Raw genomic sequence first — 18,872 nt, 5'->3', positions numbered from 1 at the left:
ATGCAGGAACAGCGCCATTCCCCAACCAGTCCGGTACATATAGGGGAAGGACGAAAACCAGTAAGCTGGCCAATAAGAGAATTAAAACACTATTGACCTTATGTGCGGGCACAGCAATTCAATACAGTACCGAGATGAAGACTTATTACACCAGGAGGATAAATGAGGGGAAAAGTAAAATGAGTACGCTTAACATCATCAGAAACAAACTTCTCGCAAGGGCTTTTGCTGTTGTCAACCGAAATTCAAACTATGTAGACACCTTAAAATATGCCGCATGAAAAATCTAAAATTCTTCTTGCTTTAACCTTAGAATACGGGCAAGCGAAGACCGAAGATGGAAGGCTGAAAAATAGGAAACAGGAAACAGGGAATAGAGAAAAGTCAGAAGTTTAAAATGAAAAAGCTGAAAGGCTGAATGGAAAGGAAACAGGCTAAAATTAATCTGCACCTCGTAAATCATCAATCGTAAATAAGTAGGTAGTCGCAGTTTGCAGTTAGCAGGGCTTCAATCAGAAATTTAAAAAAGTCAATCGAGGAAAAAAATGCTCAAAATCTACTCTAAGCCTCGTAAATCGTAATTCGTAAATCAAAATTAAGCAGACTTAAATGGGAAGCCTAAAAGGCAGTTTAGGAGAAGAAAACAAAGGCAATCGAGAGGCCCTGACTTTTGGGCTTTTTGGATTAGTGTTTTTAGGGCTTTATTGGTGGTTGGGATTCGATGGGATTACCTTTTCGGATGATGTCTATTACATGTTGGCCGGGAAGGAATTTTGGACTGGGGATTTTCAAGTCAATGATCACCATTTTTCCAGTCGCTGGGGAGCATATATTCCTGCGGGCTTGATGGGTTTGATCTTTGGATTTTCCCCTCAAAGCATGTCCTTGGTTTCCTTGCTAAGTTATGGCCTTTCCTTACTATTGTTATTAAAAATCCTGCCTAAAGGCAATTCTCCTTTTATACTCTGTATTTGGTTTGTCACACAAGTGTACTTCCTCCATTTTTTAACCAAGGTATATCCTGATAGCTTATTGGTTGTTTGTGTTTCATTGACTCTGTTTGCAGCTGTAATAAGAAAAGATCAACCACTTGCAAGCGGTGTATTGATGAGTTTAGCTTTATTTTTCGGCTTTATCAGCAAAGAAACCATCATTTTTCTATTCCCTCTACCTTTCCTTCTTTTCTATGTTGACCAAAGGTCAAAAATGGGTAATTGGGGCTTTTATCGAAGTTTATTGCTCACGGGATTAGCATTGTCAGCCCTCTATTTAGGCTATTTCTGGCTAAATTTTGGAGATCCTCTCTATCGAATTTCTTCCATCAATGCTGGACATTACATTTCCGAATTTACCTACGCGGACAAAGGACTTGGTGCGATTCTGGAGCGTTTGACGATTACCCCATTTTTGACTTTTGTGGAGCGAAACTATTGGCCTTGGTTGATTTTTGCCTTGCCGGGATTGGTTTGGAGTTTGAAATCGAAATCTGGGAAAGGATTTGAAATTGCCTTAGGCTTTCTCCTTCTACTGCTGGGTTTTTGGTTTATGAGTTCCACCTTGGACTTTTACAATCCCATCTACCTAAATCCACGCCACCTGATTATTTTGATTCCGCCACTAGCCTACTTGATCAGCTTGGGTTGGAATTTCTGGAACTCTTCCAATAGTTGGAAGCTCGTACTGACGGCCGCCTTAATTTTTGGATTGGGTATCGCAGGTTTTCAACAGGACTTCAAAAATGCTGGATTTCTATTGGCTTTTATCCCCGTGATTTGGCTTCGGAAAATTTCTTTACAATATTTACTTCTAGCGCTTTTACTGGTTTTACCGGGGCTGTTTTCAGTATATTATCAGAAGCAAACCAAAGGTTATGACCAATTCATTTCTACTTTTACTGAATCTATTCAAACTGCTGAAAAGGAGGAAATTATACTAGTAAATAATTTTGTGTATTTCAGTAAAGACATTCTTTTCCCCCAAAAAAATCAAACTCAAAATTGGGTGTCCATTGAAAAGATAGATTCCCTACGAGGTTATCCACCACAGCAACTCAAAGTGATGATCTACAACTATTACCTACACGCCTATCCCAAGGAAGCTGAAGACGTAAGGGCGCTGGAAAAATGGCTGGAAACCGAGTATCAATTCACTGATAGCAAAAAAGAAGGTCTAGTGGAGATCAGTACTTATTCTAAGGTCCCGCACTAGACCAATGGTTTTTTTTATTTTCTTCTTTTTTGCCCCATGGCAAAGATCCGGTTGACATTGAATCCTAGTCTAAATTCCTCACCCGGAACCCCATTTCCGCCTGCCAAGAGATACTGTTCATTTAAGCCTTGGGAGGTCACAAAGTACATTTGGAAAACGTGCCCGCCAGCTTCTACATCCCAGCCAATTCCATAATTACTACGCAAATCTGAATTCAAATTGGGGATATACTGTAAAGTCAAGGAAGCACGATCGGTTACTTTTATCTTACCGCTTAGTCCGACAGCCAAATATAAATTTTGGTCACCCTGGATCTGATAGATTTCTCGTGGATCCACAAAATAGGCCATCATTGGGCTAATTTGAGCAGAAAATTTTGGTGAGAACTTTCTTCCGAGCATCACCTGTCCAAAGTAGCTGCTTCGTTCTGAGAAATTAGGGCTTCCCTCAGGCAGAAAATCATATGGACTGGTATTTACTCCCGCACCTCCTGCAAGACTTAGACTGAAGGGCATAGACCCACTTTGAGTTTGCTGAAGAAGGTGATAGCGACCAAATACATTGTAGACCTTGTCCGTGCTGCTCCTTGAAATGGCTAATGACAATTTTTCAGAAAGTGCAAATTCAAAACTGAATTGAATATTGGCACCGTTGTCCAGCCCGAAGAGATTTTGAACTCCCCCATTTACAGGTCCGAAAGTATGCATAATAGCAAAGTGCATGCTTTTGGGATCAAGGGGCTCTACAGTCAGTAAATTAATATGCCTCGGGGCATGAAAGATCAAATCCACAGGCTGATTTTCATTGGCTAACTTTCGCTCCAACTGCCCAAATGCGGGTAGGGAACAAGTAAATAATAAAGCGAGCAGGATATTTTTCATTTCTTTTTGGGTTTTAGGACAGCCTCGATACTTACTTCTTGCTTGTCAGCCAATTCATAAAAAACCAATTTGGGGATGGGAATATCATAATCACCGAGCAGCACATCAAAACCTGCCTTCAACAGTAGATCCCCATTTTTCATTTGTTGGAGTTCCCCTTCAATTCTAACATCACGCTCTACCCCATGGATTTTAAATTTCCCATTTACACTTACTGCTTTGGACTGTCCATTCTGCAAGTCAGGTACATTGATCATTTTTCCAGTAAATTCTGCAAAGGGATACTTTTCGGTTTCCAGGTAATTATCCCTCATATGTCGATCTCTCAGGCCTATTCCTGTATTGAGTGTATTGAGGTCTAGGTAAAAATCTACTAAATTTTTCTCCAGGTCAATCAGTCCCTGAAGTACTTCAGATTCTCCAGTGAATTCATTTAAAGGCGCTTTGGATAAGAATATGGCCTTACCTGTCTCCGTTTGATAAGCCTGTCCAAAAATTGAATGGAAGCTCAGAAACAATAGGATTGCTAAACAATACCTCATTTTTCAATTATTAGCGTTTCTCCGTCCAATCGGGTAGAAAAAGAGGTCAAAGGGCGATTTGCAGGACCTGTAATTACTTCACCGTCCGTATTGAATTGGGAACCATGACAGGTGCAGGTAAAGCGGTTGGAACCAAAAGTCCAACTTCGATCGCAAGCCGAATGGGTACAAACCGATGTCAGCGCCTTATAGGAACCGTTAACATTGACTACGAGTGTTTGAGCTGCAACAATCAAAATCCAAGAGCCACTATTCCGGAGGTCTGCTTGTTGCTGAAGATTGATTTCAATAATTCCTTCTGAGACATTAATCCCATTTGATCCTGAAACAGGAGGCATACCGCCTGGCATGGGATCATCTTCCTCAGAACAAGCTGTAAAAAAAGATAAACCAAAAAGGGACATTGCTAATGCAGTACCTGACTTTTCGATAAACTGCCTTCTGGAATTATCCAGAGCACCTGATTTAATTGCTGTTTTTTTCATCGCTTTATATCATTTGTGGTATTAACGATAAATAAAGCGCTTGTGGATTGTGTTTGTTTGAAAGAAAGATCTAAAACTTATTAAGCTACCGACTTAAAATTCGCTCTATTAGCATTGAATGAGGGAGCGATTAAATAAATTTCAGCTCAACAGAAAAAAATCCTAAAAATGCTTTCGGGTCAAAATTTCCTTCAGTACCAATGCCTCCTTAACTGAAGTAGGATCCTTAAGCAAGGCTGCATATTTACTATTCCGTTTGGATGATCGCTTAGCTTCTGGTTCTGCCACCACAGTTTGAATATCCGGAATTCCCTTAGAAGAACTTTGAGTTGTAGGATCGATATTTTGGAATGCTCCCTCGTAGTATTGGATTTCATTATCCATTTCTTCCAGGGTCTTATATCGGGTGGTGGGCTTGCTTTCCTTTTCCGCCATTTGCTCCTCGTATCGGGATTGAAATACCGGCTTTGGTTCAGCTTTAGGAGCGGATTTAGGCTTTGGTTTAGGCTGTTGTTCTTGTTCTCCGCGAATTTCTCGGAGTAAGTCTTCAAAGCTCACTTCTTGCTTTGGGGGCTTTTGACCACCTTCGGGCATATCTAAATCTTCCTCAGGCAGTTTCTTTTTACGCGTGGCTTGATAAATGAAATAAGCCAATACTGCTACGATATAAACGATATTTCCCAAATCCATGCCTGAAAGTAAGGTAAAAACTTGATTGGGGCAAGTTTAAGAAATAGACTGAATACAAGTGCAAGTCTGCCTACAGCAGATAAATCTAAAGACTTGCGCTAAACCAATTGTTATTTCGCGAATGGTTCAAGTCTTCAAACGTGAATGGTTCAAGTCTTCAGACTTGGACCACCCCTAAATTTTAATCACCGTGATGACAATCACGGAGGCAAGTGTAAAGGATACAGGCCAAAAAATTCCATTGACAAAAACATTTTATTCAAGCCTTTAATCAGAACCACATAGACAGATAGCGAACATAGTTTTTCCGCGTCTGAAAAATTGGAACAAATCTTCAAACTCGGATTACCTTTATTAAATGATGAAACTCAACTTTTCATTTTTTGGGTTGAGTCAGGAAGCAAAGGCGCAAATGGTTCAAGGTACTATCTTCCAAACCAAGAGTCTTCAGGCTTGGAACTTGACAATATCTCAATCTTATGAGTCTACAAACTTGGCCCCTTTCGCAGCCTGCCTAAGGCAGTTAAACCTGAAGACTGCTAATCCAAGTTAAGGTTTCCCGCTGATTTTCGCTGATTGTTCATTCCATCGATTATTAATCTACGAGCATGTACGTATTTTTTACAGTGATCTACGGGAATAATGAAGGTCCGCAGATAGACGCGGATTTGTTTCACTGATTTTCCCAGATTTTTACTGCCATTGATTGTTAATCCGCAAGCATATGCGTCTTTTTCTGTGGGGATCTGAGGGAGAAATTGTTTAATCAAGAGAACACTGCTTACGGCAAATAAATCTAAAAACTTTGCCATAGACTAAGTCCCAGAGGGACGAATTATTTATTAACTGGGGATTTTAATCCCTAGAAAAAGATGAGTACAAACTTATTGAGGAGTCCCATAGGGACGGACCATTTAAGCATACCAATACCGAAGAGGACAGCAAAAATGGATTGGGAATACTTAATGTAAAATTTAAGCCGTCAGAGTAGATTTTTAGCGGTTACGATTTGTCTCTTTTTGAGCCCAAAAAGTAACCAAAAAGGCTTCTGCCTCAGCCTTTACTTCAAATCGCTTTAATTTTTTTCTATAGATAATGACCCGTTTGCGATTTGATTTTTTGTTGCATTTTCAAACCTAAAAATGAGCGGATTCCCGAAACAAGTTCGGGACTAGCTCATTTTTTTAACGGTTTGCCAATGCTCCAAAAAACCGTAAATGCTGAAAGGCAGGTCCTTAAACCAATCTTTGGTGTTAAAAAAGCCTGAATGACTGACTGCTTACGACAGCGGAAAGCATGATTAAGTCCTAGAGGGACGGTCTATTTTAGATAAAACTTTTTTAATCGTATAATCAAATCAAAACACCTCGCTGGAATTAGAGCAGAATTGTCGTTTAACTCGCGAATGGTTCAAGTCTTCAAACGTGAATGGTTCAAGTCATCAGACTTGGACCTTTTTACATTAATCAATCAAAATTACCTCAATCAATTTTTCCGTTAGACCAGCATAATTTTTCGCACTACTGTAGAGGTATTCTTCTGGTAAGCAGACAATTCCAGCGACCACTGGATTTTGGTGAATGTAATTAAGACAGCGCTGAATTTTTCCTGTTGTATTCAGTTCAATGGGATGATTATGTTGTTGCCAAATTTGAAAAGCTACGTTATTCGAATTTTTTCGGCCTGCTTTTCCAAAATGTTCTAACAAAAATGATTTTCTGCTTTCCAATGGAGATTTTCGAATTTCTTCAAGGAACTTGATCGAGGTAAATTTTTTGATATCCCTGATCACATCTTCTATTTTTTCTTCCCCGTTTCTTCCGATAATCAAATGAATATGACTGGACATAATGCAATACGCGCACAAGTCTAGGCCCTTATTTTTTTGACAAAACTTCAGGCTTTCAATAAAAATATCGCGATAATCTTTTCTTGTAAATAGATCAATCCATTCTACAATGGTGAAGGTTACAAAATATAGTTTATCCTGATCTCTGATTTTGTACTTCCTACTCATGACTAAAAAGTATTGAGGTTTAAGCCATAAACTAAAATACATATTTAATGTAATTGATTCAAGTTCTTAAAAGTAAAAGTACCGCAAGTCTGAATAACAAAAGCACAAGTCTGAAGACTTGCGCTAAACCAATTGTTATTGTGCGAATAGTTCAAGTCTTCAAACGCGAATGGTTCAAGTCTTCAGACTTGGACCGTATTATCCCTATTTGATAAAGCACAAGTCTGCCTATGGCAGATAAACCTGAAGACTTACGCTAAATCCAATTTAGAAACATCCTTTCCTTCAATCTTTCAATTTTTCCTACTATTTTGTTTGCTTTTACAAGGAGGAAAAAATTACATGTTACTTAGTAAACTGGAGATCAAAGGCTTTAAGAGTTTTGGGGACCGAATGGTCATCAATTTTGACAAGGGAATTACCGGAGTGGTGGGTCCCAATGGCTGTGGAAAATCCAATGTAGTCGATGCCATCCGATGGGTGCTCGGGGAGCAAAAAACCCGTATGCTGCGCTCCGATAAGATGGAAAATGTCATCTTCAACGGGACCAAAAACCGGAAAGCATCCAACCTAGCCGAAGTTTCCCTCACTTTCGAAAACACCAAAAACCTCCTCCCTACTGAATATACTCACGTCACCATCACCCGCCGCTACTACCGATCCGGCGAAAGTGAATACCAAATCAATGGCGTCACCTGCCGTCTCAAGGACATCACCAACCTCTTTATGGATACGGGGATCAACTCCAATTCCTACGCCATTATTGAGCTGAAGATGATCGACGAGCTCCTCAATGATAAAAACAACTCCCGCCGGGAGCTTTTCGAAGAAGCAGCTGGGATTTCCAAATTCAAAACCCGTAAAAAAGAAACTCTCCGAAAACTGGAGGATACGGATGCAGATCTCGACCGGGTTGAGGATTTGCTCTATGAGATCGAGAAAAACCTCAAATCCCTGGAAAAGCAAGCCAAACAGGCCGCCAAGTACTTTGAAATCAAGAAGGAATACAAGGCAGCTTCCATCAATCTGGCTAAAAAAAGCATAGAAAAATATTCCAAATCACTGATCGATTCGAACCGGAAAATCCAAGAGGAATCCGACCGAAAACTGGAACTCCAGTCCCGTATCGCCGATCAGGAAGCTTTGCTTTCGCAGCTCAAAACAGATTTGATTTCCAAGGAAAAACTCCTCGCCTCGCGTCAGAAAACCCTCAACGAGCATGTCAATAAGATTCGCTCTTTTGAGTCGGAAAAAAAGATCAAAAACGAGCGATTGAGATTTCTTGAAGACCGCTCCCAGAAACTCCGCGAGCAAATCGATGCCGATCGTAAATCCAATGATCGGGCAGGATTTTCCATTCGTTCCCTACAGCAGGAAAAGGAATCTAACGAGAAAATGCTGGCCGAAAAGGAACTCATCGTCTCCGAACTCCGAGAGGCTTTTGATTCCCAAAAGTTGATCCAATCCGATAAGCAACAGCGGCAGAAGAGTTTCCAAGCTCGATATGAGCAACTCAAGGAGCGCGTTTATCAACTCAATAAAGACCTGGAAATCAAGCAAATTCAGCTTTCTACCTTAAAGCAAGAATTGGAGCGAACTTCCTCTGATGATTCCCATCAGGAAGCTTCCTTGGTGGATTTTGAGGCGAAAATCGTTGACTTCAAAGATCAGTTGGATACAGAGACCGCAGCATACGAGAAACTCAAGGCCAAGCAGGAGGATTTGGATCAAAAAATCGAAGAATCCAATCGGGTGATCGAAATGATTCGGGAGGAATTGACCACCTCGTCTCGAAAGCTAGACTCCAAACAAAACGAATACAACCTCACCAAATCACTGGTAGAGAACTTGGAAGGATTCCCGGAGGCGATCAAGTTTTTGAAGAAAAACTCCTCTTGGGGAAAGGACATTCCCCTCCTCTCCGACTTACTTACCACAGACGAAAAATATCGGGTAACCATCGAAAACTACCTCGAAGGCTACATGAATTACTATGTGGTCGAAACCGAAGCCCAAGCCATTGCAGCCATCCATTTGCTTTCGGATTCCTCACGGGGCAAGGCAAATTTCTTTGTGTTGGAGCATTTTGAGCGCTTCAAATCCAGCCAAAGCAAACTCTTTTCCAATGCCATCGCGGCGACAGAGATCATCGAATTTGATGTCAAATACAGTCGCTTGATCAATTTTATCCTGGACAATGTTTACATCGTGCAGGGAGATTACAAGGATTTTCCGGTGGACAATGAATCCGTCTTTATCTCTGAAAGTGGCAAATACACCAAACGTAAATTTTCCCTCTCCGGAGGATCGGTGGGCCTTTTTGAAGGAAAGCGTATAGGCCGGGCCAAGAATTTGGAGAAGCTAGACAAAGAAATCAAAGAACTGAACAAAAAAGTCTCTGCTACCCGCTCCAATCTGGATCAGAAGCTTTCTGATTTGATGAAACTCAAGGAGATTTCCTACAAAAAACAGATCGAAGAAAAGCAAGCTGTGATCAGCGAACTCAATCAATCTTACGTTTCGGTTCGCACCAAAAAGGAACAACTCGCCGAACTCCTCTCCTCCAATGCCAATAAGCGGGAGGATATTTTGGATCGGATTGCCGAACTCGAGGAGAGTTTGACCGAGATTCAACCCACACTACTGGAAGAGCGTGGTGAGTTTGAGTCCTTGGGGCAAGATCTGGAAATTCTCACGGAGGAGGTGGAAAAGGAATCCCAATTGCTTTCCGAAAAATCTCAGGCTTTCAATCAGGAGAACATTTTATACCATCAACAGCTCAACCGTGTAAATAGCCTGGATCAGGAGATCGAATTCAAGCAAAATGCCTACGAATCCTCCAAAGAGCGGATCGAAAAGTCTCAAGCCGAATTGGGACAATTGGATACCGAGATCAAGAGCTTGCTGGAAAACAATGAGGTCAAGGACGATGAACTTATGGAGTTGTATTCCGAAAAAGAGGGAATCGAACAAGGAGTCAACGAAGCCGAAAAGGATTACTACGGAAGTCGCGGGCTAATTGACGAGACCGATCAAAAGATTCGGAGCCTACAGAAAGGCAAGGAAAGCCATGATCAGATTTTGCAGGAGCTCCAAAACCATATCAATGAGATCAAACTCAAGATGACTTCGATGAAGGAGCGTTTGAGTGTGGAGTTTGAGTTGGACCTGGATCAACTGATGGAAGAAAACCCCGAACTCGATGCCGAATTTGCCGAGTTCAAGGAGGAGGATTTGCGCAGTCTCGTTCAAAAGCATAAGGAGAAGCTGGAAAAAATGGGTCCGATCAACCCGATGGCAATGGAAGCCTACGATGAGATCAAGGAGCGCCACAGTTTCATACAGGGCCAAAAAGAAGACTTGGTCAAAGCCAAGGAATCATTGTTGAGCACTATTCATGAGATTGATCAGGTGGCCAAGGAAACCTTCTTGGAGGCTTTTGAGAAGATCAAGGAGAACTTTGTCAAGGTCTTCCGCAGCCTCTTTACCGAGCAGGACGACTGCGATGTGAAGCTCACCGATCCGGATAATCCGCTGGAGTCAAGCATTGAGATTATGGCCAAGCCCAAGGGTAAGCGTCCCCTGACCATCAACCAACTTTCGGGTGGGGAAAAAACCCTAACGGCCACATCCCTACTCTTTTCTATCTACCTGCTAAAGCCGGCACCTTTCTGTATCTTCGACGAGGTGGATGCACCATTGGATGATGCCAATATTGACAAGTTCAATCAGATTATTCAGAAGTTTAGCCAAGAGAGTCAGTTTATCATCGTGACGCATAATAAGCGCACCATGGCGAGTACCGATATCATTTATGGGATTACCATGATTGAGGCGGGAGTAAGTAGAGTGGTACCAGTGGATTTGAGGGAGTTGGCGTAGAAGGAGTCTTTTTGATACAAGAGGCTAGAATCAAGATTTGATTAGGAATTGTGCTTTAGCCTATTTAAAGGGGTTGGCTTATTTTAATTAAATTTCTTTCATTCCACAAGACTTTAAAAATTCAAAAGTACTATCATATAATTTTTGTGGCCTAGTCTGATCAGAAATATTTCCATAAGGAATAAAAATAACTATACCTTGTCTTGCTCTTGTCATCAATACCCTGTAAGCATTTCTTAGATATGATTTCTCGACTTCGCTTTTAATAGTTTTCCATTTTGTACCTTCAAAAGATTGATAATTCCATTTTTCATTGTTGAAATAAAAGTTTATATCCCAAGCTAAACACAAGTAGTCTATTTCCAAACCTTGAATATCAAATTCTGTTGCGACAGTTTCTAGGTAATAAGAAGAACGAACGTCAGAGGAATTATTTAAAAACCAGTTTTCCGCAGTTATTTCATTTTTCACATCAATCCCTACGGCTCGTAATCGCCTACCGCCAGAACTTCCAACTAAACCAATTCTTTCGGTTCCTTTAGCTTTTTTCCTTAGCCATTTTTTGGCAACACTAAAATCTCTGGTTATACAAATAGGAAAATCAGAATTGATATCTGTTAATATAGATTTTGCTTCAAATGAATTCCCACTAATAACCTCCTGGACAAAACTTGATATTCTTTCTGATCGAAATGAACGCACAGAGACTGAAAGATGAAGATGCTTTTCTGAAACACCATTAGTTTTTAGCCAATTCTTTAAATCTTCATCAGATAAATAATCATTGTCGCCAGTTATTAAATTGGAATAATAGATATCCCAATTTTGGTAATAATTTTTCAAGGCATTTACCCATTCAGAAAGACCAGCTTCCCCGGTATTGATCTCCTGCCCACCACCAATTAAGCAAATTATTGTGCAATGATTTGTATGCCTATTCATCACATCAATCAAAAACTCAGGTTCGGACATTTCAAATTCCATCCCTTTTCCTTTCATAAAAGATGAGGCTTTCTTTTTAGTCCATGCCCTTTGAGCTTCGTCAAAAATAACCACCTTTTCATTTGGAGCTTGATTAGAGATGAGGTTGTCATCCCGAAAATGGTGGATGTTTTGAATAAAGGCATTTGCTTTAATTGCTGACTGCTTTTTGGTAAGTTTTTTTCCTTTTTCCTTTGCTTTCTGTACTTCATCTCGTACCAAAGCCTCCCTTAAGACATATACTAAAGGCCCATTTCCTGAAAGAAACACCGCATTTTCATCTTCATGAGCTTTTCTTCTTTCATTAGCGATATTAAGTCCAGCTAAGGTTTTACCTGCACCCGGCACTCCAGTTAAAAAGCATATCGATTTTGTACCATCAGCCTTAGACTGCTCAATAATTCTATTGATGCACTCAGTAGTTTTAGATAGATTTATAGCTCCTGCATCATGTCTAGAAATTTCAGAAACTGAATGACCTCTGTATAGAGCCTGCGATGCTTCAATAATAGTTGGAGTAGGTTTATAAATTGAATTCTCCCAAAGAATGGGATTGATTTCAATTCCATTGCTCAATAAAAGTGTCTGGGCTATGATACTTCCAATATTGCTTTGATTTGCCTTAAGAGGTTCAAACAAATTGTCAATGACTTCAAAACTGTTCGTAAAATTAAATGCTTTTGTAGAGATTAATATTGGCACCAGTTTTTCATGGTGGCTTCCTTCATGGAAATTTTTTAAATCTAAACAATAGTCTACAGTCTGATCAATTGCATGCTTTTGATATTCCGTATCACCAACTTTAAATTCCAATACAAAGATAAAATCTTGAATTATTAAAATATTGTCTACACGCTTTCCCATTCTAGGGATAGAAAACTCAAAATAAATTTGTCCTTTATTAATTGAAGCCAGTTCCACTTTAAGAATTTCAATCTGTTTGATCCAAGCATTTCGCTGTAATTTATCAGCTGAGAAATCGTGATTTCTGGTTAACTGACCAAGAATCCTATCGTGGTTATCATTTAAAAATTCAGGAATAGAATTGGAATAATAGCTTCTTTGCATAAAAAAATCAATCAATATTCAAAAAGTCAATTAATCTTGTATCCAGTGCTTTAGCTATTTTAAATATGGTTTCTATAGAAACATTCCTTTTCCCATTCTCAATATCAGAGATGTAGGTACGATCCAACCCCGCCAAATCAGCTAAACTTTCTTGCGATACACCTCGACCCTTCCGGATTTCTCTGACTTTTTTGCCGTATTCAGCTTTAACGTCCATAATGCAATCTGAAAAAATGTGGCTTATCGTACCACGGACTATAGTCTACAAAATGAGATTTTAAGTATTTTTGGAAAAAGTAAATAACCATGAACCAACTCATCACCATCACCACCGAATACCTTTCTACCTCCAGAACCTTAGATATTTTGAACTTGGTTCGATTTGAAGAAAGCAAACAGGTGTATGTGTACAATCATGAAGGGACACATTATCGGGTTTTTGAAAATTTGGTGGAATTAATCCATTTTTTTGAATTAGGGAAAGAACCGCTTTATTCTTTTGATTCGGAAGAGGATTTGGATAAGTTTTTAGAGCAGCTGCCGTTGAAAGAAGGTAAGCGACCTTTGAATCTAAAACTCAACTATCGGTATCGGGACGGGGCGAATTACAAACAGTTTGGTTGGGTGATTTTCGCAAATCCTAGATGCATTACTCCTCGAAAAGCCAATGAAGAGTTAAAGGAGAAATTGATATACAGTGAATATTTTGTACCTCAGGATTGGGGATTACCCAAGCTTCAAAAGCATGCCTATGATCCTGAAATTGATCATGAGTGGCATGAGTTTGAAAATTTTGAGTGGACGGATGAAGATGCGACGGATGAGCGGGAGATTTCCAGGTTTTTAAATGAGATTGAAAAAGGCTATGAGGTTTAAATTTTTTCTGAATGATTTCACGCTGATATGCTTCGCTGATTTGCGCTAGACTAAGCCGTGAGTGATGATCCTCCTGAGGCGGACTGGCTACTCAAGGCGGCAAAGGTGGCATGAGTTTGAAGACTTTGAGTGGACGGATGAAGATGCGACGGATAAGCGGGAGATTTCCAAGTTTTTAAATGAGATCAAAAAAGGGTATGAAGTTTAGGTTTGGTCTAAATGATTTCACGCTGATATGCTTCGCTGATTTGCGCTAGACTAAGCCATGAGCGATGATCCTCCTGAGGCGGACTGGCTACTCACGTCGGCGGGAGATTGACGCTGATCTTTCTTTGCTTTGATCCTAAATCTGCGAGTATTTGCGTCTTTTTCTGCGGGAATCTGCAGGAGAAATTGATAAATCAAGAGTTCAAGTCTCCCTATGGCAGATAAATCTGAAGACTTGCGCTAAACTGAGAATATATAACCCTCCGAGGGATTAGGTCCTTGTTACAATTTTGATTGATTAAATATTACGGTTCCAAGTAAGGTAAACCCTCGGAGGGTTTGACTATTGCGGGAATAATTTGTAAATCAAGAGTACAAGTATAATGAGCACAAGTCTGAAGACTTGCGCTAGACTAAGTAGGCTAACAATGTTATCCTATCGGCATTTCTAATAAATAAGAGCTTAGAGTCTTTCGGTGCTTGTCGAGTTGCAAGGAACTGGTAACGCCTCCGTCTAAGGCATCATAAAGCACAAAATTGAAGGCTCCCAATTGAGGAAGTTCATAACGGTGAACCTCTCCTTTTACGATTTTGCCTAACCATTCTTTTACCCGATCGGCCGTAATACTTTTTCTGATCAGTTCATATTGTGCCTGATCAAATACGATTAACGAAATATTACTGATATTTCCTTTGTCCCCTGTCCGGGCATGTGCGATTTCTCGAAGTAACATAGGCTTATGAGTTCATGTATTCAATTTGAGCTTGAGCTAGTTTCTTTGGCAAGAGAACTGACAACACAGAAATAATTTCCTCTGCGGATTGACTGACACCCCCTCCAGCGGCGGGACCATTGGTATAGAGCGTTTCTACCTCCTGCCCTACTTTTCGTACCATTTCAAGGGATGCTGCTTTGGCAATAACGCGCAGACGAACCTCAGGAATAGCTTCCGGATTTCCATCGAAAGGCGTGATGGAGTCATAGCCGATGAGTTCGGTTTTGATTTCTTCGAAATCCCATTTTTCTAAGCGTTTTCTGACGATTTCTCCAGCCCATTTGGCCCGATTGACACAGTCGTAACCCCCATAGCTGATTTGTCCTTCTCCGGAAAAGCCATTGCGATAGCCCACACTGACTTTGTAAAAGTTTGTTGGTTTTTTACCTTTTCCGTTTTGGAACTGAATTTTATTTTCTGCCAAAGTTTTGAATTCCACCTGAGAAAAATCAGCCACACAATCGGGCGTCAGGTAATTGGCAGGGTCGTGGATTTCATAGAGTAACTGTTCGGTGCAAGTGGCTGAAGTAATCTTTCCTCCCGTTCCCTCAATCTTTGAAACATAGCCATTTCCTTTTTCATCCACTTCGGCAAATGGAAAACCTAAATCCCAGAGTTCGGGTACATACTTCTGCTCCAAATCCGCAAAATACCCTCCTGAAAGTTGCCCAGCACACTCCAGTAAATGCCCGATGAGCGTTCCCTTTCCCAATTTCCCGTAATCATTCATTTCCCAACCAAATTCATAAATCATGGGTGCCAAAAATAAAGCAGGGTCAGACACTCGCCCCGTTAGGATAATATCTGCTCCTGATTTTAAAGCTTGCAAAATTCCATCTACTCCAAGGTAGGCATTGGCGGAAATGATAGTATCTCCCAGAGTATGTAAAGGCATACCCGTTTCCAGAATCCTGAGTTCCTTGAGGTCTGTGAGTTGGTCCAAGACATCATCTCCGTAAACGGCGGCGATTTTCAAGCCTTTGATTCCTTGGTTTTGAGCAATTTCGGCGGTCTTTCGCATTGCGGCCAATGGGTTCGCCGCCCCCATGTTGGTGATGATTTTGGTTTGGGTTTGCTTTGTTAGGGGCAAGACTTCATTCATTCGGTATTCGAGCAGATGATTGTAGCCTTTCTCAGGGTTTGCTATTTTTTCCTTTTGCGCCAGTGCAATGGTTCGTTCAGCCAAGCATTCGAAACAGAGGTAATCCAGGTTCCCCTTTTCCAAAAGTGTCAAAGCGGGTTCCAATCGATCCCCACCATATCCTGCGCCGCTTCCGATTCTGATTGTCTTCATGATTTACAAGGTGATAGCCCCTACCAATAAGGAGCTGATTAAGATGATAATACTGATTAAAAATGCGTAAGGAATGGTTTTACGCTGATGTGTACCCAAGTCCACTCCGGTCAAACCGATCAGTAAAAATGTGGCTCCAGTAAGGGGACTGACAGGAAATCCAGTGGTCATTTGTCCCATGATAGCCGCCCGCCCGATATCAATGGGATCACCGCCAAAGTGAAGGGCCGTGTTGGAAAGAATGGGAACAATTCCAAAATAGAATGAATCCGGGTCAAACAACAAGCTGGCGGGCATGGAAGCAATACCGACGACCACGGGAAGGTGATTTCCCACCCAATCCGGAATATGGACAACAGCGGCCTCGGCCATGGCTTCTATCATTCCGGAGCCTTTCATAATTCCGATAAAACAGCCTGCGGCAAAGAGAATACTCACCATTAGCACCACGGATTTGGCATGAGCATTTACCCGACTTGCTTGGTCTTTGATTTTGGGGTAGTTGATGGAAATCGCGATGGCGAAAGCGATCATAAAAATGATGTGAGGTGGAGCCATTCCCGAAACTAGGACAGCCACAGCGATCACAATCATCAGGATATTAATCCAAAAAAGACGAGGTCTCTCCCATTCCGAATGGTCTCCATCTGAATAGTCTACTTCCATTTCATTCATACTATTGCCTCTCTCCTTTTTCCCTAAGAAGTAAGCAATAAGAAGTACTGAGAAAAGCCCAAGTACAACGGGCAACAACATGGGGTTAAACAGTTCAGTGACGGAAATCTCCAAAGCTGCAGCAGCCCGAATGGTAGGACCACCCCAAGGGAGAATATTCATCGTGCCTGCCGCCAAAGCTACAATGCAAGCCAAGGTAGTTCGCTTCATTTGAAGCCGATCGTAAACAGGGAGAAAGGCTGGAACTGCGATTAGAAAGGTACTTGCTCCAGATCCATCCAAATGGACAATCATGGCAAGTAAGGCAGAACCTAAAGCTACCTTTGCCGGGTCATTCCCTGCCAGTTTCAAAATTCCTTTAATAATGGGTTTGAAGGTTCCTGCATCCATCAAGACCCCGAAAAATAGAATAGCGAAGATAAACATGACCCCTGTGGGAGCAATGGAAAGGATGCCTTGGGTGATAAAGTCCAGCATTTCCAGACGGAAACCGCCGATAGCAGCGGTGATAATGGGGACAAGAATCATCGCTACAGTGGGCGAAGTTTTCTTTGCCATGACCAAAAAGAGCAAAACCACAATGGTGATTAATCCCAAAGCTGCCAGCATTGATGAAAGGGTTAATAGGTTATAATAGGATGATTTTTAAAAGTAGGAAATAATTTTTGTCCGTTGATTCCGTCGGTAAAAAATAGGGATTTGGATAGGAAATAAGCTTTTTCAGTTGTATCCATTGATTATGGTTCAATTCTTTAGACTTGGACCCTTTTTCTATGGGACATAAGAGCACAAGCCTCCCTACGGCTGATAAATCTGAAGACTTGCGCTAGGCCAGTTTGCCTACAACAGATAAATCTGAAGACCTTGCGCAATTAGGTATTAAAATCGAATGATGAAGGCCAAATGATGAATTTCAAAGAAGTGGTAAGCGCAGAAGTCGCGACCTATTCCTTATTACGCTCGGCTTGTAGGGCTGCGATATTGTTTTCTTTGAAAAATTTGTCTCTGTGCTCTTGAAAATGCTCCTCCAATTCAGAGACTAAAGTGAGGTTGCTGTCTACTGCAAAAAAGATATCCGGTAGTTTTTCCTCCAAGAGTTTTACGCCCAAATTGATGTTATCTGCCTCAATCTTGGATATTTTTTTCAAGACTGAGGTTTGACTGTTTCTCAAATCTTCAAACTCTCTCAAGATTTTCTCCATCATTTCCAATTTCTCTAACTTATCCATGGTCTTGTTATTTATTTCGTAAGTGATTGTTTTTCAGAATATACGCAATTTTTTCCAAACGGGGACTTTCTGGATGCAGCGGTAAATTGAGAAATTGATTGTTGAAGGTAAGTCTTCAGACCTGGCTGTCGCATATTGCCTTGGACTGATTTTGATTCAAGTCCATGTGCGTCTTTTTCAGCAAGACAAATGATTTCTCGCTGATTTTTATTTCCATCGATAATGAATCTGCGAAATCTGCGTCTTTTTCTGCGGGTATCTGCGGGAAAAATTGATAAATGAAGTCTCAAAAGCACAAGTCTCCCTAAGGCAGATAAATCTGAAGACTCCTTGTACTAGACTAAGGTAGATTTTTGGGGATTACCCAATAGACCTTCTTCATGCTTGATCAAGGCAAAAACGGATATAATTTGTTTCTGCTCGTCTACTCTATAAACGATAGTGTATCCTTTAAAAACCAAGTCTCTTATTTTTTCATTTTCAAAATAAATTGATTTCCTGTATTGATATGGATGATCAGAAATCAGTTTCACTTTTTGAAGGAGGTCATTTTTAAACTTCCTTGCAGCTTTTGGCTTATCGGCAGCGATATAGGAAACTTGTTGATTAAGTTTGACTACAAAAGAATCAAGAAATTCGATTTTCATGTTGTCGAATACTTTTTTCCAAAAGTTCGTCTAATTCATCTATGGAATATGATTTTGACTTTCCAGAATTCAGACGTTGAAGTTCATTCTGAGCGTACAATTTATCACCTTCAAACTTCTCATCATTTTCAATAATTTGAATATCCTCGGATTTAAACTGTCCAAGAAGCCAAAGAACTTTGTCCAAAATTTTTTCACTTACTCTAAGTTTTATTGTCGCCATAATCCAAATATAATTAATTGTTGGTTTTTAAGTCAATTTAAAGATATGAGTCTGAAGACTTGCGCTAGGTCAATTTGCCTACGGCAGATAAATCTGAAGACTTACGCTAGAACAAAGCCAGCGCTAGGATAATCTGGGCGGGTGGTATTCCCTCCTGCTCGATTTCATTTTGTATGTTTGCAGCAACTTAG

At 40.6% G+C, this 18,872-nt stretch carries 19 protein-coding genes; 5 read left to right on the top strand and 14 right to left on the bottom strand.

Annotation, left to right across the window (positions count from 1 at the left end; all coding sequences use genetic code 11):
* On the top strand, positions 1–281 hold a 281-nt coding region (locus tag BLQ57_RS18300; RefSeq protein WP_139162797.1), incomplete at its 5' end, for a transposase.
* 328 nt (positions 282–609) lie between these two features.
* Positions 610–2,208, top strand: a complete 1,599-nt coding sequence (locus tag BLQ57_RS18295) for a hypothetical protein (protein WP_087941042.1) — start codon at positions 610–612, stop codon at positions 2,206–2,208.
* Positions 2,209–2,222: 14 nt separating this feature from the next.
* On the opposite strand, the gene BLQ57_RS18290 is transcribed toward BLQ57_RS18295, so the two are convergent.
* The 6 genes from BLQ57_RS18290 to BLQ57_RS18265 form a co-directional block, all read right to left on the bottom strand.
* Complete coding sequence (locus tag BLQ57_RS18290; protein WP_087941043.1) at positions 2,223–3,089, bottom strand: DUF5777 family beta-barrel protein; 867 nt, start codon at positions 3,087–3,089, stop codon at positions 2,223–2,225.
* On the bottom strand, positions 3,086–3,631 hold the full coding sequence (locus BLQ57_RS18285; protein ID WP_087941044.1) for a YceI family protein: 546 nt from the start codon (positions 3,629–3,631) through the stop codon (positions 3,086–3,088). Before BLQ57_RS18285 ends, BLQ57_RS18290 begins: the two co-directional genes overlap by 4 nt.
* On the bottom strand, positions 3,628–4,116 hold the full coding sequence (locus tag BLQ57_RS18280) for a Rieske (2Fe-2S) protein (RefSeq protein WP_087941045.1): 489 nt from the start codon (positions 4,114–4,116) through the stop codon (positions 3,628–3,630). Before BLQ57_RS18280 ends, BLQ57_RS18285 begins: the two co-directional genes overlap by 4 nt.
* Before the next feature lie 162 nt (positions 4,117–4,278).
* Complete coding sequence (locus tag BLQ57_RS18275) at positions 4,279–4,806, bottom strand: hypothetical protein (RefSeq protein WP_087941046.1); 528 nt, start codon at positions 4,804–4,806, stop codon at positions 4,279–4,281.
* Positions 4,807–5,345: 539 nt separating this feature from the next.
* Positions 5,346–5,618 (bottom strand): hypothetical protein, encoded by a 273-nt coding sequence (locus BLQ57_RS18270; RefSeq protein WP_087941047.1) that lies wholly within the window; start codon positions 5,616–5,618, stop codon positions 5,346–5,348.
* Positions 5,619–6,268: 650 nt separating this feature from the next.
* Positions 6,269–6,823 carry an REP-associated tyrosine transposase gene (locus BLQ57_RS18265; RefSeq protein ID WP_087941048.1) on the bottom strand — a complete coding sequence of 185 codons (555 nt, stop codon included), beginning with the start codon at positions 6,821–6,823 and terminating at the stop codon, positions 6,269–6,271.
* A gap of 342 nt (positions 6,824–7,165) precedes the next feature.
* On the opposite strand from BLQ57_RS18265, the gene smc reads away from it, so the two are divergent.
* Positions 7,166–10,705 carry a chromosome segregation protein SMC gene (gene smc, locus BLQ57_RS18260; RefSeq protein ID WP_087941049.1) on the top strand — a complete coding sequence of 1,180 codons (3,540 nt, stop codon included), beginning with the start codon at positions 7,166–7,168 and terminating at the stop codon, positions 10,703–10,705.
* Between the two features lie 87 nt (positions 10,706–10,792).
* On the opposite strand, the gene BLQ57_RS18255 is transcribed toward smc, so the two are convergent.
* Both BLQ57_RS18255 and BLQ57_RS18250 read right to left on the bottom strand, forming a co-directional pair.
* Entirely contained in the window at positions 10,793–12,754 is a 1,962-nt protein-coding gene (locus BLQ57_RS18255; protein WP_087941066.1) for a DUF2075 domain-containing protein, read from the bottom strand.
* Positions 12,755–12,761: 7 nt separating this feature from the next.
* Positions 12,762–12,971: a helix-turn-helix domain-containing protein gene (locus BLQ57_RS18250; protein WP_087941050.1), complete on the bottom strand. Its 210-nt coding sequence runs from the start codon at positions 12,969–12,971 to the stop codon at positions 12,762–12,764.
* A gap of 89 nt (positions 12,972–13,060) precedes the next feature.
* Here BLQ57_RS18250 and BLQ57_RS21510 point away from each other — a divergent pair, with 89 nt between their 5' ends.
* A complete protein-coding gene (locus tag BLQ57_RS21510; protein WP_240507867.1) occupies positions 13,061–13,630 on the top strand; it encodes a hypothetical protein in 570 nt (189 codons plus the stop codon).
* A 64-nt stretch (positions 13,631–13,694) separates the two neighbouring features.
* A complete protein-coding gene (locus BLQ57_RS21255) occupies positions 13,695–13,838 on the top strand; it encodes a hypothetical protein (protein ID WP_169712800.1) in 144 nt (47 codons plus the stop codon).
* A gap of 430 nt (positions 13,839–14,268) precedes the next feature.
* Here the strand turns inward: BLQ57_RS21255 and BLQ57_RS18235 are convergent, their stop codons facing one another.
* The 6 genes from BLQ57_RS18235 to BLQ57_RS18205 all read right to left on the bottom strand — a co-directional run bounded on the left by BLQ57_RS18235 (position 14,269) and on the right by BLQ57_RS18205 (position 18,681).
* The gene (locus tag BLQ57_RS18235; RefSeq protein WP_087941051.1) at positions 14,269–14,571 is read right to left on the bottom strand and encodes an AtuA-related protein; all 303 of its coding nucleotides are present in this window, start codon (positions 14,569–14,571) and stop codon (positions 14,269–14,271) included.
* Positions 14,572–14,575: 4 nt separating this feature from the next.
* On the bottom strand, positions 14,576–15,907 hold the full coding sequence (locus BLQ57_RS18230) for an acyclic terpene utilization AtuA family protein (RefSeq protein WP_087941052.1): 1,332 nt from the start codon (positions 15,905–15,907) through the stop codon (positions 14,576–14,578).
* A gap of 3 nt (positions 15,908–15,910) precedes the next feature.
* Entirely contained in the window at positions 15,911–17,191 is a 1,281-nt protein-coding gene (locus BLQ57_RS18225; protein ID WP_087941053.1) for a CitMHS family transporter, read from the bottom strand.
* A 335-nt stretch (positions 17,192–17,526) separates the two neighbouring features.
* Positions 17,527–17,811, bottom strand: coding sequence for a hypothetical protein (locus tag BLQ57_RS18220; protein ID WP_087941054.1), 285 nt, complete (start codon positions 17,809–17,811; stop codon positions 17,527–17,529).
* Between the two features lie 335 nt (positions 17,812–18,146).
* On the bottom strand, positions 18,147–18,458 hold the full coding sequence (locus tag BLQ57_RS18210; RefSeq protein ID WP_087941056.1) for a type II toxin-antitoxin system RelE/ParE family toxin: 312 nt from the start codon (positions 18,456–18,458) through the stop codon (positions 18,147–18,149).
* Positions 18,439–18,681, bottom strand: a complete 243-nt coding sequence (locus BLQ57_RS18205; protein WP_087941057.1) for a hypothetical protein — start codon at positions 18,679–18,681, stop codon at positions 18,439–18,441. The genes BLQ57_RS18210 and BLQ57_RS18205 overlap by 20 nt, the downstream gene beginning before the upstream one ends.
* Between the last annotated feature and the right edge of the window lie 191 nt (positions 18,682–18,872).

Origin of the sequence: Algoriphagus faecimaris, assembly GCF_900101705.1 — a bacterium.
Lineage (GTDB): Bacteria > Bacteroidota > Bacteroidia > Cytophagales > Cyclobacteriaceae > Algoriphagus > Algoriphagus faecimaris.
The sequence above is the reverse complement of the archived record's forward strand: the minus strand, read 5'-3'. Positions and strand labels throughout refer to the sequence as shown.